Below are 15,396 nucleotides of genomic sequence, written 5' to 3' on the forward strand. Positions count from 1 at the left end.
GCTTCCGGTCGTCACCCGGCCCCGTGCGGGTGGGCGGTGAGGAGCCCCTTGCCGGTGATCGCGGCCAGGGACAGCGTCCGGTACCCCATGGACTCGAACAGCACGGTGATGCGGTCGCCCTCCTCGCTCATCACCGTGCCCTCTCCCCACTCCGTGTGCTGCACGCGGGTGCCGGCCGCATACGGGGCGGTCGCCGGTGAAGGGGGCTCCTCGCCCGTGTCCCCGACCCCGTCGACGACACTGTCCCCGGGCCTGGGGGACGCGCACCCGTCACAGGTCCCGCACGGGCCGTCGTACGGCTCCCCGAAGTACCCGAGCAGGAAGCGGCGCCGGCAGCCCGTGGTCTCGGCGTACCCCAGCATCATGGCCAGCCTCGACTGCTCCAGCCGTCTGCGGGAGTGGGCCTGTTCGGCCGCCCGGGCGGCCGCTTCGCCGGCCGTCGTCCCGGCAACGGCGCGCACCCGCCCGTCGTCCTCGGTGCGCACGGCCCCCGCCTCCTCCAGGAGGTTGACGGCCGCCGTCACGCGTCGGCGGGTGAGCCCCGTGTCCTTTGCGATGGCGTCCGGCTCCACGGGCGCGTCGCGCCCGTGGATGCGCTCCGCGACCGCGCCCAGGGTGTCCTCGTCCGGCGCGCGCGTGGCGAACAGGCGCTGGAGCCCGCTGTCCTCGGACCGGTAGTGGAGGACGGCGACCGCAGGCCCGCCGTCCCGGCCGGCCCGGCCGATCTCCTGGTAGTAGGCGTCCAGCGAGCCGGGCACGGACGCGTGCAGCACGAACCGTACGTCCTCCTTGTCGATGCCCATGCCGAAGGCGGAGGTGGCGACCACGACGTCGGCCTCGCCGGACAGGAAGGCGTCGTGCGCCCGGGAACGCTCACCGGCGGTCAGTCCGGCGTGGTAGGCGGCGGCCGACAGGCCCAGCTCGGCGAGGTCGGCGGCGTACGCCTCGGCGTCCCGGCGGGTGGCGGTGTAGACGATGCCCGGCTTGGGCTCTGCCGCGGCACGCTCCACGACCACCCGACGCTTGTCGGTGTCGTCCAGGAAGCGGTGCACCTCCAACGCGATGTTCGGCCGGTCGAAACCGGCCACCACCAGTGCTGGATCCGCCATGCCGAGCCGCTCCACGATCTCCTCGCGCACCGGTGGCGCGGCCGTGGCGGTCAGGGCGAGGAGCGTGGGCCGGCCCATCCGCTGCGCCGCCTGGGCCAGGCGGAGGTAGTCGGGGCGGAAGTCGTGGCCCCAGGCGGCCACGCACTGGGCCTCGTCGACGACGAACAGCGAGGGCGCGGCCCGGGCCAGCCGCTCGACCACCTCGTCCTTGGCGAGCTGCTCGGGGGAGAGGAACAGGAACTCGGCGTCACCGTGCCGGACCGCGTCCCAGGCGGCCCGGGTCTCTCCGGCCGCCTGGGCGGAGTTGACCGCGACGGCCTCCGGGGCGCCGGCACGGCTGAGCAGGCCGGCGATCTGGTCCCGTTGGAGGGCGATGAGCGGGGAGACCACCACGGTCGGCCCCGGAAGCAGTAGCCCCGGCACCTGGTACACCGCCGACTTCCCGGCTCCGGTGGGCATGACGGCCAGCGTGTCCCGCCCGTGCATGACCGCTTCCATCGCGGTCAGCTGCCCCGGCCGCAGCTCGCTCCAGCCGAACACCTCGTCGGCGGTCCGCGCCAACTGCTCCGCGACAGCGGGACTTCTCTGGTCGGGCATGCCTGCTCCCTTGACGGTCCGGGGTCGGTGCGCTGCCGCAATCGCGTTCCCCTTGTGCGCGGACCCAAGCCCCGGACCGCCCGCGCCTCAGGCCACGCGGATTCCCACGATGCAGGTGTCGTCGTCCGTGTCGGACCTGCTGTGTGTGAGCAGACGGTCCAACTGCTGGTCCAGCGTGGGCGGGACCGCGCGCGCCACCGTCAGGAACTGCGCCAGGGACTCCTCCACGGACCGGTCCCGGCGTTCGATCAGACCGTCCGTGTACATCAGCAGCGTGTCGTCGACGGCGAGCTGGACCTCGTGCTCCTCGTACGTGGCCTCCGGTACGGCGCCCAGCAGCAGCCCGGTGACCAGCGGCAGCGGTGCCGCGTCCGAGCCGCGCACCAGGACCGGCGGCAGGTGTCCGGCCCGCGCCCAGCGCAGGGTGTGGTTCTCGGGGTCGTACAGGCCGCAGACCGCCGTGGCGGTGACGGCGCCGGTCAGATGGTGGGCCACCATGTTGAGCCAGGACAGCAGCTGGCCCGGCCCGGCACCGGTGACGGCGAGCCCGCGCAGCGCGTTGCGCAGCACGACCATGCTGGTGGCCGCCTCGATCCCGTGGCCCGCGACATCGCCCACGCACAGCAGCACCAGCCGGGACGGCAGCACCACGGCGTCGTACCAGTCGCCGCCGACCAGATGCTGCGTCTCGGCGGGCCGGTAGCGCACCGCCACGTCCAGTCCCGGAACCTCCAGGGGCGCCTGGGTCGGGGGCATGATGGCGTGCTGCAGCTGGAGGGTCAGCCGGTTGCGCTCGCTGGCCTGCTGCTCGGTGTGGGCGAGCTGGTCGCGGGTGGCGGCGAGGGCGACCTCGGTCCAGTGGTGGGCGGAGATGTCCTGGTAGGCGCCGCGCACCACGTACAGCTGACCGGCGGAGTCCAGGACCGGCTCCGCGACGACCCGGATGTGACGGGTGACCCCGTCGGGGCGCTGCAACCGGAACGCGGTGGACGCGGGACGCCGCTGGTGGACCACCGTGCGCAGGAACCTGCCGATGGCGACGGCGTCGTCGGGGTGGGCGTGGGCGGGCAGGTCCTCCAGCGGTACGGGCATCTCGGAGGCCGGCTTGCCGTACAGGTGGTACAGCTGGCCGTTCCAGGTGATCTCGCCGGTCAGCAGGTTCTCCTCGAAACCGCCGATGCGGCCCAGGCGCTGGGCGTGCTGGAGCAGGCTCGCGAGGCGGGCCGTCTCGTCCTCGATGCGCCAGATCAGCAGGACGCTGCCGCCGTGCCGGCTGACGTTGATGTCGGCGACCGCGGCGAGCTGGACGTCGTCGACCAGGGCGGTGAGCCGCATGCGGTGGGTGCGGAAGGGCTCACCGGTGGCGTAGACGCGCTCGATCCGGTCGAACAGCTCGCTGTGGCCCGCGGCCATCGGGTACGCCTCCAGCAGCAGCGCGCCGTTCACCGCGCCCCGCGGCCGGCCGGCCGGGTCGAGGAAGCGGCTGTTGACGTGGTGGATGCGGAAGTCGACGAGCTGCCCGCCGGAGTCCAGGTGCGGCACCAGCACCAGGGCGGGGTCGTGGAGCCCGTCGGCCAGGTCCATCAGCTCGGAGACGTCCGGCGGGACGCGCGGGTCCGGGGCACCGTCGGGGTGCTGGAGCGCGTACGTCTCCAGGGTGTGCGCGCACAGCTCGGCCAGCGCCTCGATCTGCCGGACGATGGGCGGGGGAGGGGACTCCAGCGGCGCGGGCCAGACGATCTCCAGCACGCCGTGGATGCGCCCGCCGGTCCCGGCCGGTACGGCGACCCGGCCGCCGTCGGGGTGGTGGTGCTGCCCGATGGACGGCAGGCCGGTCTCGGACAGACTGCGGATCCACTCCCCGCCGCGCTCGGTGAGCCCGCGGCGCGCCACGGTCGTCACGCCCGGCGGCACATGCCGCCAGCGGCCGGTCTCGGCCGTGGAGAACCCGGCGCTGCCCGCCAGCGCGAGGGACCCGTCGGCCCCCAGGACCCAGATGGCCACCGCCTCCGCGCCCAGCGGGGTGAGCGCGTGCTCCAGCAGGGAGTCCGCGACGGCCTGGGTGTCGTCGTCGGCGGCCAGCGCAGCGCTCTCGGCGGCACGCAGCCGTACGGCCGAGGAGTGCCCTTCGGGCGGTTCGGTGGCGGCGGTGGCGGCGAGGAAGGCGTTGGTCACCTCCGAGAGCCGGTCGCGCGAGGCCTGGTTGATGACGTCGACGGCGAACTCCAGCGGTGTCACCCCCGCCTGCGCGGTGAGTTCGGCGAGCTGGCGGGAAGCCTGCGCCGGACCGCAGCCCAGCCGCTCGACCAGGATGCCCTTGGCCAGTTCGATCAGGGCCCGCCCGTCCGCCTCGGCCTGCGCCGCCCGCACCTCCCGGCGCAGTCGCTCGACGGTCGCCGCCAGCCGTCCGACAGGAGAGGGCTCCCCGTCACGGTCGTCGCCGTGGACGGCGGACGGGTCGTCCGCGGGGGCACTCTGGGGCTCGGACGGCTGACGCTGATCACTCACGGTGGGCCTGTTCCTCGGCTGGGACGTCACGCGGTCGGCTGGTGGGCGCTGCGTGCGCTCACCCCGGCAGCCACCGTCGGACGCGGGCGATGAGGTCACCGGTGTCGACGGGCTTGGTGACGTAGTCGTTGGCCCCGGACGCGAGGCTCTTCTCCTGGTCCCCCGGCATGGCCTTCGCGGTGACCGCGATGATGGGCAGCTCCGCGTACTGCGGCATCGAGCGGATCTCCGCGGTGGCGGCGTAACCGTCCATCTCGGGCATCATCACGTCCATCAGGACCAGCGAGATGTCCGGGTGGGCGAGCAGCATCTCGATGCCCTTGCGGCCGTTGTCCGCGTGCAGGACCTGGAAGCCGTGCAGTTCCAGCACCCCGCTGAGCGCGAACAGGTTGCGCGCGTCGTCGTCGACCACCAGGACCGTCCGGCCCAGGAAGGAGTCGTCGACCACCTGCGCCACGGGCCGCTGCGGCTCCTCGGGATGCACCAACGACAGCACGTCGCCCGGCTGTTCGGCGGACAGGTGCAGGGTGATGCGCTCGCGCAGGTCGTCCAGGCTGGACAGGAAGTCCAGCGGCCGGTCGCCCGCCAGGGCGCGCAGGCCCTGCTCCTGGCCGAGGTCCACCCGGTGTCCGGTGTGGATCAGGACCGGAACGCTGGCCAGCGCCGAGTCGCCGCCCATGGCCTCCAGGAAGTCGGCGCCCTCGTCGTGCGGCATGCCGAGTTCGAGGACGACACAGTGGCAGGGGTCGGCCGCCAGCGTGCTCGCGGCCTCCTGGGCCCCCACCGCCGTGATGATGTCGATCGCCCCGTGCGGATCGTCGGAGTCGTACGCGAGGTCGGCGACGGCCCGCTCGGCGACCAGCGTCAGCAGACCGCGCGGCCGCTCCTCGATGACCAGCAGCCGGCGCCTGCGCTGCTCGGGCGAGAGGGTGGGAGCGGTGAGCTGACGGGGCTCGGCCGCGTCCTCGGAGGCGGCGATCTCGTACGGCCGTTCCGCCGGACGTCCACCGCCCTCCATCAGTTCCTCGAAGTCGGCCCGCGCGACCGGCAGGTACAGCGTGAACGTGCTGCCCTGGCCGGGCGTGCTGTCGACGGTGACCGCGCCGCCCAGCAGATGGGCGATCTCCCGGGTGATCGACAGACCGAGGCCGGTGCCGCCGTACTTGCGGCTGGTCGTCCCGTCGGCCTGCTGGAACGCCCCGAAGATCGTCTCCAGTTGCTGCTGCGGAATGCCGATGCCGGTGTCCTTGACCCGGAAGGCCACGACGGGACCGCCACGGTGCACGCCCGGCGGCACCTCCCGGTCGGCGGCCGGCTCGATCCGCAGCTCCACACCGCCCTGCTCCGTGAACTTCACCGCGTTCGACAGCAGGTTGCGCAGGATCTGGCGCAGCCGGGAGTCGTCGGTGAGCAGGTCGGCCGGGGTGCCGGGCGCGGTGGCGACCGTGAACTCCAGGCTCTTCTGCGTGGTCATCGGCCGGAACGTCGCCTCGACGTACTCCAGGAGCTGGCGCAGCGGGACCCGCTCGGGCGCGACGTCCATCTTGCCCGCCTCGACCTTGGACAGGTCGAGGATGTCGTTGATCAGCTGGAGCAGGTCCGAGCCGGCCGAGTGGATGATGCCCGCGTACTCGACCTGCTTGGGGGTGAGGTTGCGGGAGGGGTTCTGCGCCAGCAACTGGGCCAGGATCAGCAGACTGTTGAGCGGGGTGCGCAGTTCATGGCTCATGTTGGCCAGGAACTCCGACTTGTACTTGGAGGCCAGCGACAGCTGCTGCGCGCGGGTCTCCAGTTCCTGCCGGGCCTGCTCGATCTGGAGGTTCTTCGCCTCGATGTCGCGGTTCTGCGAGGCGAGCAGGGAGGCCTTCTCCTCCAGCTCGGCGTTGGAGCGCTGGAGTTCGTCCTGCTGGACCTGCAACTCCTCGGAACGGGCCTGGAGTTCGGCGGTCAGCCGCTGGGACTCGTCCAGCAGCTCGTCGGTGCGGACGTTGGCGACGATGGTGTTGAGGTTGACGCCGATGGTCGGCATCAGCTGGGCCAGGAAGTCCTGATGGATCTGCCGGAAGCGGCTGACGGACGCCAGCTCGATCACCCCGAGCACCTGCTCCTCGACCACGATCGGCAGCACCACCAGAGCGGTGGGCGACACCTGCCCGAGTCCGGAGGAGATGGTGACGTACCCCTCGGGCAGCTCCTCCACGGTGACCGTACGGCGGTTGCGCGCGGCCTGTCCGACCAGGGAGCGTCCGACCGGGATCCGGGTGGGCCGGTCGTCGTCGTCGGGATAGCCGTACGACCCCACCAGCCGCAGTTCGTGCCCGCGCACGGTGTCCTCGGCCAGGTAGAAGGCGCCGTACTGGGCCGCGACCAGCGGGGCGAGCTCGTCCATGATGAGCTCGGCGACCACGGGCAGGTCGCGGTGGCCCTGCATCAGGCCGGAGATCCGGGCCAGGTTGGTCTTGAGCCAGTCCTGCTCCTGGTTGGCCCGGGTGGTCTCGCGCAGGGACTCCACCATGGAGTTGATGTTGTCCTTGAGCTCGGCGACCTCACCCGAGGCCTCCACGTTGATCGACCGGGTCAGGTCGCCCTCGGCCACGGCGCTCGCGACCTCGGCGATCGCGCGGACCTGCCGGGTGAGGTTCCCGGCCAGTTCGTTGACGTTCTCCGTCAGCCGCTTCCAGGTGCCCTCGACACCCTCCACCTCGGCCTGTCCGCCGAGCCGGCCCTCGCTGCCGACCTCGCGGGCGACACGGGTGACCTCGGCGGCGAAGGACGACAGCTGGTCGACCATCGTGTTGATGGTCGTCTTCAGCTCCAGGATCTCGCCCCGGGCGTCGACGTCGATCTTCTTCGACAGGTCACCGTTGGCCACGGCGGTCGTCACCAGGGCGATGTTGCGCACCTGCCCGGTGAGGTTGTTGGCCATCGAGTTGACGTTGTCGGTGAGGTCCTTCCAGGTGCCGGCCACGTTCGGCACCTGCGCCTGTCCGCCGAGGTTGCCCTCGGTGCCGACCTCGCGGGCGACGCGGGTGACCTCGTCGGCGAACGCGGACAGTGTGTCGACCATCGTGTTGATGACGTCCGCCAGGGCGGCGACCTCGCCCTTGGCCTCCACAGTGATCTTCTGCGAGAGGTCGCCGCGGGCCACGGCGGTGGCCACCTGGGCGATCGAACGGACCTGCCCGGTCAGGTTCGACGCCATCACGTTGACGTTGTCCGTCAGGTCCTTCCAGGTCCCCGACACGCCCCGGACGATCGCCTGTCCGCCGAGGTTGCCCTCGGTGCCGACCTCGCGGGCGACGCGGGTGACCTCGTCGGCGAAGGCGGAGAGCTGGTCGACCATCGTGTTGATGGTGTTCTTGAGTTCGAGGATCTCGCCGCGGGCGTCGACGGTGATCTTCTGGGAGAGGTCGCCCTGCGCGACCGCGGTCGCCACCTGGGCGATGTTGCGGACCTGGGACGTGAGGTTTCCGCCCATGAAGTTCACGGAGTCGGTGAGGTCGCGCCAGGTGCCCTTGACGCCCTTGACGTCGGCCTGACCGCCCAGTCGGCCCTCGGTGCCGACCTCGCGGGCGACGCGGGTGACCTCGTCGGCGAAGGCGGAGAGCTGGTCGACCATCGTGTTGATGGTGTTCTTGAGTTCGAGGATCTCGCCGCGGGCGTCGACGGTGATCTTCTGGGAGAGGTCGCCCTGCGCGACCGCCGTCGTCACCTGGGCGATGTTGCGGACCTGGGACGTCAGGTTTCCGGCCATGAAGTTGACCGAATCGGTGAGGTCGCGCCAGACGCCGCCCACGCCGGGCACCTGCGCCTGTCCGCCGAGCCGGCCCTCGCTGCCGACCTCGCGGGCGACGCGGGTGACCTCGTCGGCGAAGGCGGAGAGCTGGTCAACCATCGTGTTGACGGTCTCCTTCAGCTGAAGGATCTCCCCGCGCGCGGGCACGTCGATCTTCTGGGAGAGGTCGCCCTTGGCCACGGCCGTCGCCACCTGGGCGATGTCACGGACCTGGGTGGTCAGATTGCCCGCCATGGCGTTGACCGAGTCGGTCAGGTCGGCCCAGGTGCCGGAGACCCCCGGAACCTCGGCCTGGCCGCCCAGCGTGCCCTCGGTGCCCACCTCGCGGGCCACCCGGGTGACCTCCGACGTGAACACGGACAGCTGATCGACCATGCCGTTGAAGACCGTGGCGATGTCGCCCAGCAGGCCCTCTCCGTCGGACGGCAGGCGAGTGCCGAAATCGCCGTCGCGCACGGCGGTCAGCCCGGCCAGCAACTGCCGTAGCTCCTGCTCGCCCGGGGCCTTCTCCCGGGCCTCCGTGGACGTGCTGGTCATGAGCACCCTCGTTCCGCTCCCCAAGAGCCCCCGCACCGAGGGCTCGGAACCGTGCCGGGCTCTACACAAGGGCCCGCTCACCAGCGACAATCCCGCACCCCACGGAGCTGCCCGATGAGAAATCCGTCGAAGATTAACCCAGGTGCGGAGCAGCGACAAAAGGTTGGCGGAAGGGTTGTGACATGGCGAAAAAAGACCTCACGCGATGGCATGAGGGGCACGCCCTCGGGTACTCGACAGGTTTTTCACGACTCCGTCCATGAGCCCGTCCACGAGTCCGGCCGACGCGACGCCAGGGCGTCCTCCAGCGTCGCGTGAAAAGGGATGACGGTGTCAAGTCCCACGAGCTGCAGGGTGCGCAGCACGGCGCCCCGCACCACCACGAGCCGCAGCCATCCCCCCGCGGCCTCGGCGGCCTGGAAAGCGGCGATCAGGGCGTTGACACCGCTGGAGTCCATGAAAGTGACCCGGCTCAGATCGATGACGACCCGCTGCCCTGTGGGGGCCTCCGCCGGCGCCAGGGCCCGCGTCAGGCCGCTCACGCTCTGGTGGTCGATCTCTCCGCCGAGGCCGAGCACGGTGATGCCGTCGGCGTCGGTCCGGACCACGGACAGTCTGCCGTGACCCGCTGCTTCCCGGTTCTCTGCCACTCGCGTCCTCTGCGCACTCGATGGGGGCTGTCTCGTCCTTGGTGCCACCGTTGCCCCGGAAGTCCTCGCGCGATGCATGAGACGGCCGTTCGATTCGCCGGCAGCACGGGAACAGTCCGGCAGCACGGGAACAGTGCGGCACAGGCGTAAGGCGCGCATCACGGGGTATCCGCGCGCTCATGAACGGGGTACTGGAGATGGTCGGCAGGGTGCGGGTCCTGCCTGAGGAGTGTTCGCGGATGCCGGAAGCCGCACCTGCCGAGGTGACCGTGGCCCTGGACGGAGCGGACGGCTGTATCGCCGACGCCCGGGCCCAGACGTCGAAGTTCCTGACGCGGGTGCAGGGGGAGTACGGGCTGCCGGTGTCGGCCCGCACCATGGATCTGGGGCAGCTGGTGGTCAGCGAGCTGGTCACCAACGCGCTGAAATACGCGCCCGGGCCGGTGCTGCTGCACCTGCGCATCGCCGACGGCATGCTGGAGGTCGAGGTGTGGGACACCGACCCGACGCTTCCGCTGGCTCGCGCCGCCGACGCCGGGCGGGTGGGTCAGCACGGTCTGGAGATCGTGATGGCGGTGGTCCAGGGAATAGAGGTGCGCCGGGAGCCGGTCGGCAAGTGCATCACGGTCCGGCTCACACTGTTCGACGAGCCGCACTAGGAGGTTCCGGGCGCCGGATTGTCCCGGCCCCGAGCCCCCCTCTTTCTCACCGGGTCTTTCCGGGAGGCCGCTCGCCGGCAACCGGGCGGACCCGGGCTGCCCTCGCGCGCCTCAGCCGGGAACGATCGCCTTCTCGGCAGCCGTCCTGATCCGGGTGCCGAAGGCGGGGGCGTCCCTGCGGGCCGCGGCGAGCGCCAGGCCGACCAGCAAGGTGCCCAGACCGTGACCTTCCAGGACGTTGAAGATACTGACGCGAGTCCTGCTGTCGGCCAGGGGCTCCAGATCGTAGCCACCCTCACGCACCGTCACGCTGTTCTTGGACACCTCGGTCCAGCGGAGCCTCACCGGAGCTTCGAGTTCGGTGATGCGGAACTCCCGCGAGGTCTTCATGCCGGCGTCCTTGACGGTGCTCCGGAAGACCGTGCCCACGGCGGTCGGGGTGTCCGGGATCCTCTCGATCCCCAGGACCCGGGGACTGAACTGAGGATCGTTGCGCCCGTCGGCGAGATAGGCGAACACCTCCTGCACCGGACGGTCGATCTCCACCACCGCTTTGAACTCTCCGGACATGGGCACTCCTCATCGGTCGAGCCGTAGCGGATACGCGCCGTTCCTCGCCGGACTTCTGCCGGCGGCACCGTGACCCTATGGGAGGACCGGACATCACGCGAGAGGAACCGTGACCGCGGCGGCGTCCCGACCACCACGGGCGGGCCCCGACCGTGCATCCGGCGCGGGGATCACGACAGAAGCTCTGTACACACAGTCCTGGAGGTGACCGTGGCTCGTCGTCATCGTCTGATCCGAGTCAGTCCGCGTGCCGTGTGGGACGTCCTCGCGGACGGTCACCGCTACGCGGAGTGGGTGGTGGGGACCGCGCAGTCCGAGCCCGCCCGGGGGCAGTGGCCGCACAAGGACGCCGCGATCCGTTTCCAGGTCCGGCTCGGCCCGCTGCGGCTGGCCAACGAGACGGTCGTACGCCACTGCGAGGAAGGCGTCGCCCTGGAGCTGGAAGCCCACGCCGGCGTGCTGGGCACGGCCCGCATCGCGATCGAACTGCGCCCGTGGGGCGACCAGTGCCTGGTCATCGTGGACGAGCACCCGCTGCGCGGCGCCGGTGGCCGGCTGCACAACGTCGGCTTCGACGCGCTGATCCAGCTGCGCCACCGCACCATGCTCGCCCGGCTGGCCAGGCTGTGCGAGAGCACGGCACCCGCCTCCCGGCACCTGTCACGGGTCCCGTCGGCGGGGCCGGGCGTGGAGGGAGCCGGTCATGCCTGACGCCGTGGTGATCGGCGCGGGTCCCAACGGTCTGGTCGCCGCCAACGTGCTGGCGGACGCCGGCTGGAGCGTCGACGTACTGGAGGAACAGCCGGAGCCGGGCGGCGCGGTGCGCCACGACCACGGGGTCCACCCCGACTTCGTCAACGATCTCTTCAGCTCCTTCTACCCGCTCGCGGCCGCCTCGCCGGTCCTGGCCGCCCTGCGCCTGGAGGACCACGGACTGCGCTGGAGCAGTGCGCCGAGCGTGCTCGCACACCCTCTCACCGACGGCAGCTGCGCCCTCCTGGACCGCGATCCGGACACCACCGCCGCGTCCCTCGACGCCTTCGCGCCGGGCGACGGCGACGCGTGGCGGCGGCTGCACGACGTGTGGCTGCGTCTGCGTCCCGACCTCCTGGACGCCCTGTTCACGCCCTTCCCGCCGGTGCGCGCGTCGGCTCGCCTGGCCTGGCGGCTGCGGGCCGCGGGCGGTCTGCGGATGGCCCGGACGCTGGTCCTTCCGGTACGGCGGCTGGGGGAGGAGGAGTTCCGCGGACAGGGCGGCCGGCTGCTGCTGGCGGGAAACGCCCTGCACGCCGACCTCGCCCCGGAATCCGCGGGCAGCGGCGGCTTCGGCTGGCTGATGGCCATGCTGGGCCAGACGTACGGCTTCCCCGTCCCGGTCGGCGGCTCCGGCGCCCTGACGCAGGCCCTGGCCCGCCGCCTGACCGCCCGGGGCGGGCAGGTGCGCTGCGGACAGCGCGTCACGGAGGTCGTCGTCCGCGGCGGCCGGGCCGTAGGCGTCCGTACGGCGGCCGGCGGCGCGGTACCGGCCCGCCGGGCCGTGCTGGCGGACGTGTCGGTGCCCACGCTGTACGGCAGCCTCCTCGCTCCCGAGCACCTGCCCTCGCAGCTCCTGGAGGACCTGCGCCGCTTCCAGTGGGACTTCGCCACGTTCAAGGTCGACTGGGCGCTGGACGGCCCGGTGCCGTGGCGGGCCGAGCAGGCGTCCCGGGCCGGCACCGTGCACCTCGCCGACGGCGTCGACGAACTCACACGCTTCGCCGCGCAGCTGGCCATGCGGCAGGTCCCGGACCGGCCGTTCCTGCTGTTCGGGCAGATGACCACCGCCGACGCCACCCGCTCCCCGCAGGGCACGGAATCGGCCTGGGCCTATACCCACGTCCCGCACGAGATCGGGGCCGACGCGGCGGACCAGGGCATCACCGGGGACTGGGACACCAAGGACCAGGAGCTCATGGCCGACCGGGTCGAGCACCAGGTGGAACGGTTCGCGCCCGGATTCCGCGGCCTGATCCGGGGCCGCCGCATCCTGGCGCCCCCGACTCTCCAGGCCCTCGACGCCAACCTGAGCGGCGGTGCCATCAACGGGGGCACCACCGCTCTCCACCAGCAGCTCGTCTTCCGCCCCGTGCCCGGCACCGGACGCCCGGAGACTCCCGTTCCCGGGCTCTTCCTGGCCTCCTCCGGCGCCCATCCGGGCGGTGGCGTGCACGGAGCGCCGGGCGCCAACGCCGCGCGGGCCGCCCTGCACCGCCACCGTCCCCCCGGTCTCGCCCGCGCCCAACGAGCCCTGACCCGCCGCGACCGCACCGGAAGCAGGCACTGACCCACGGCGCCGCCCGCCGGGGCGGCCGCATCCGTCGAGGAGGACCAGTGAACGAACACGAGGAGGACCTCGGCGGCCCCGACCGCGACCATCGGCGCCCCGACGGGGTCGACGACACGACCGTCGAGGCTCTCGGGGCCTTGTCCAAGGCACTGGAGACGACCGAGCGGGCCAGGGGCCGGCTGTACGACTTCCACCAGCTGACCGGTTCCGCGGACCTGCAACTCGACCGTGCCGTAAAGCTGTTGGAGGAGGCGGGCCACCCCGAATGGGCCGCGAAGGTCCGCTCGGAGATCCTCGGGCGCAATGTCATCCCCGGGCACTGGACGTTCCAGATCGTCGAGGCCTACAACGCCACGTACTACCGGCCCTTCCAGCAGCTGGAGGCGAGCGCGGTGCAGGAACTCGCGCGGGGCCGTGACCACTTGTACGAGGCGGAGATGAAGGAGGAGCGCCGCACCCCCGGTCACCCCGACCACGCCGCGCGCCCGCCGGACCGCGAGAGCTGAGCCCGGGCGTTCGGAGAGCCAGGACACGGCGGACACCGTGTCCGCCGCACGAAAGGAGGGCCGGACCGTGCGCAGGAGCCCGCTCGACGGCCGGACCGTGGTCGTCACCGGAGCCGCCCGCGGACTGGGTGCGGCGCTGGCCCGCGAGATCGCCCGGCGCGGCGCACGGGTGGCGCTGCTGGGCCACGAGAAGGCCCTCCTGGAAGCGGTGGCCGCCTCCCTGCCGGGGCCGGCCCTGGCCGTCGAGGTCGATGTCACCGACCCCGACGCGCTGGCCGCCGCGGCACGCACCGTGCGGGCCCGGCTCGGACCCCCCTCGGCGGTGGTGGCCAACGCGGGCGTGGCCGAGGGCGGCCCCTTCCTCACCTCGCCGCCGGACGCCTGGAGCCGGGTCGTCGACGTCAATCTCACCGGCAGCGCCCACACGGCCCGGGCGTTCCTGCCGGACCTTCTCGACACGGCGGGGTACTTCCTCCAGATCGCCTCGCTCGCGTCGATCGGCGCGGCCCCGTTGATGAGCGCCTACTGCGCCTCCAAGGCGGGGGCCGAGGCCTTCGCGCACTCCCTGCGGGCGGAGGTGGCACACCGTGGCGTCGGCGTGGGCATCGGCTACCTCAACTGGACGGACACCGACATGATCCGCGATGCCGACGGGCACGCCGTCCTGCGTGAACTGCGCGTCCGCATGCCGGGGCCGGCCCGCCGCGTGTACCCCGTCGAAACGGTCGCCGCACATCTGGTCAGGGGCCTGGAGCGGCGGCGTACGGCCGTGTACGCGCCGGCCTGGCTGCGCCTGACCCAGCCGGTGCGCGCGGCCCTGCCACCCCTCGTACTGCGCGTGTCGCGCCGCGCGCTGCCCCGCCTGGAGGCCGAAGGGGCTCTTGAGTACACGGGACCACTCGGCGCCGGCGGTCTGGCCGACCGCGGTGCACGGCGCGAGAACTGAACCGGCGCGAAGCCAGGCTCCCTGCCGGCGTTCGCGCCGGGCCTGCGCACGGCAGAGGCGGTGTCGCCCCGGGTCCTCGACCGGCCGACCGGAGTGGTCGGCGGCCGGTGTCCGGGGCGACACCGCCAGGTGCCTCACCGCGTGGCGGTGGCGGCGGTTTGGGTCAGGAACGCCGTGCGCGGCGGGTGCCGTAGAGGGCGGCGGCACCGAGGGCGATCACCGTGGCAGCGCCGCCGGCTATCAGGCCGACCGGCGCGCTGGAACCGGTCTCGGCCAGCGGCGGGGTGCTGTCGCTGGGCGAGGGGGCCGGGGCGGTGGGGGGCGTCGACTCCATCGGAGGGACGTCCGGGGTGGTGGGCGGAGTGGTGGAGTCCGAGGGCGGGGTCGTGGACGTGGCCGGCGGCGTCGTCTCGTCCGCGGGCGGCTGGCTCGCGGGCGGGCTGCTCGGGCTGTCCGGCGTGGAGGGGGAGGGCGGGGGCGTGGGGGAGTTCGGCTCGTCGGGGGTGCACGACTTGTCGCCGCCGTTCCACGCGGCGATCAGGTGGTACGGCGTGACGACGTTGTCGGGCTGGTAGGGCGCGGGTCCGTGACCCTCACCCGATCCGCCGTCGTAGATGACGTCGTCGCCGTACAGGTCGATCTGCCCGTAGCAGTCCGGGGCCTTGACCGTGAGCTTCTGCCAGGTCTGCTTCTCGTCGGCACCGGGAAGGTCGGCGGCGCTGAGGTAGACCGTGGCGTGGTCGACGAGTGTCTGGAGACCGGAGGTGTACCAGTTGGGGCCCTCGGTGGTGTACTCGGCCAGCGAGACCGGGTACTTGCAGCCCTCGCCGACGGTCTGACCCGGAGCCAGCCGCACCTCGACGGTGCCGGGGGCGGCGGACCACTGGTGGAAGCCGCCCTGCGAGGTCCAGTCGGCGTCGACCGGCTTTCCGGAGGAGTCGACGAGACGGTACTGGACCGTGGCCGTCTGGCAGCCGCCCGCGGGGGTGGCGCTGGCGGCAGCGGCCCCGAACAGGGGAGTGGCCGTGGCGATGAAGGCGGTTGCGGCGATGGCGGCCGACGTTCTGGAGCGTGAAAGGCGCGTCAAGATATGCCCTAGCGGTTCGAGAATGTGGGAGGTGGCGGGACGCGAGCGGCCGCGTGCGCGGAGAGTGGGAAACCAAGCCGTGGCGGAGCCACTCGTGTCACTTCG

11 protein-coding genes are annotated in these 15,396 nt (G+C 72.3%); 5 read left to right on the forward strand and 6 right to left on the reverse strand.

Translation table 11 applies throughout. The features are described 5' to 3' along the window. Nucleotides 1–11: 11 nt before the first annotated feature. From AQI94_RS28775 to AQI94_RS28790, 4 genes are all read right to left on the reverse strand, one after another. A complete protein-coding gene (locus tag AQI94_RS28775) occupies nucleotides 12–1,706 on the reverse strand; it encodes a RecQ family ATP-dependent DNA helicase (RefSeq protein WP_062230010.1) in 1,695 nt (564 codons plus the stop codon). A gap of 87 nt (nucleotides 1,707–1,793) precedes the next feature. Next, on the reverse strand, nucleotides 1,794–4,214 hold the full coding sequence (locus AQI94_RS28780; RefSeq protein ID WP_031061405.1) for a SpoIIE family protein phosphatase: 2,421 nt from the start codon (nucleotides 4,212–4,214) through the stop codon (nucleotides 1,794–1,796). A gap of 58 nt (nucleotides 4,215–4,272) precedes the next feature. Continuing rightward, nucleotides 4,273–8,547 (reverse strand): HAMP domain-containing protein, encoded by a 4,275-nt coding sequence (locus AQI94_RS28785; RefSeq protein WP_062230011.1) that lies wholly within the window; start codon nucleotides 8,545–8,547, stop codon nucleotides 4,273–4,275. Between the two features lie 245 nt (nucleotides 8,548–8,792). Continuing rightward, nucleotides 8,793–9,197 carry an STAS domain-containing protein gene (locus AQI94_RS28790; protein ID WP_031061878.1) on the reverse strand — a complete coding sequence of 135 codons (405 nt, stop codon included), beginning with the start codon at nucleotides 9,195–9,197 and terminating at the stop codon, nucleotides 8,793–8,795. Nucleotides 9,198–9,376: 179 nt separating this feature from the next. Between AQI94_RS28790 and AQI94_RS28795 the strand changes: the two genes are divergently transcribed. After that, the gene (locus AQI94_RS28795) at nucleotides 9,377–9,856 is read left to right on the forward strand and encodes an ATP-binding protein (RefSeq protein WP_031061874.1); all 480 of its coding nucleotides are present in this window, start codon (nucleotides 9,377–9,379) and stop codon (nucleotides 9,854–9,856) included. Nucleotides 9,857–9,967: 111 nt separating this feature from the next. On the opposite strand, the gene AQI94_RS28800 is transcribed toward AQI94_RS28795, so the two are convergent. Continuing rightward, on the reverse strand, nucleotides 9,968–10,426 hold the full coding sequence (locus AQI94_RS28800) for an SRPBCC family protein (protein ID WP_031061867.1): 459 nt from the start codon (nucleotides 10,424–10,426) through the stop codon (nucleotides 9,968–9,970). A 210-nt stretch (nucleotides 10,427–10,636) separates the two neighbouring features. On the opposite strand from AQI94_RS28800, the gene AQI94_RS28805 reads away from it, so the two are divergent. The 4 genes from AQI94_RS28805 (at nucleotide 10,637) to AQI94_RS28820 (ending at nucleotide 14,204) form a co-directional block, all read left to right on the forward strand. Continuing rightward, on the forward strand, nucleotides 10,637–11,137 hold the full coding sequence (locus AQI94_RS28805; RefSeq protein ID WP_037945506.1) for an SRPBCC family protein: 501 nt from the start codon (nucleotides 10,637–10,639) through the stop codon (nucleotides 11,135–11,137). Then, nucleotides 11,130–12,749 (forward strand): phytoene desaturase family protein, encoded by a 1,620-nt coding sequence (locus AQI94_RS28810; RefSeq protein ID WP_062230012.1) that lies wholly within the window; start codon nucleotides 11,130–11,132, stop codon nucleotides 12,747–12,749. Before AQI94_RS28805 ends, AQI94_RS28810 begins: the two co-directional genes overlap by 8 nt. A gap of 47 nt (nucleotides 12,750–12,796) precedes the next feature. Beyond that, the gene (locus tag AQI94_RS28815; protein ID WP_031054023.1) at nucleotides 12,797–13,258 is read left to right on the forward strand and encodes a hypothetical protein; all 462 of its coding nucleotides are present in this window, start codon (nucleotides 12,797–12,799) and stop codon (nucleotides 13,256–13,258) included. 67 nt (nucleotides 13,259–13,325) lie between these two features. Further along, the gene (locus AQI94_RS28820; protein WP_062230013.1) at nucleotides 13,326–14,204 is read left to right on the forward strand and encodes an SDR family oxidoreductase; all 879 of its coding nucleotides are present in this window, start codon (nucleotides 13,326–13,328) and stop codon (nucleotides 14,202–14,204) included. Between the two features lie 163 nt (nucleotides 14,205–14,367). On the opposite strand, the gene AQI94_RS28825 is transcribed toward AQI94_RS28820, so the two are convergent. Further along, on the reverse strand, nucleotides 14,368–15,291 hold the full coding sequence (locus AQI94_RS28825) for a hypothetical protein (RefSeq protein WP_031053269.1): 924 nt from the start codon (nucleotides 15,289–15,291) through the stop codon (nucleotides 14,368–14,370). Nucleotides 15,292–15,396: the final 105 nt, after the last annotated feature.

Origin of the sequence: Streptomyces pseudovenezuelae (assembly GCF_001513955.1) — a bacterium.
GTDB lineage: Bacteria > Actinomycetota > Actinomycetes > Streptomycetales > Streptomycetaceae > Streptomyces > Streptomyces pseudovenezuelae.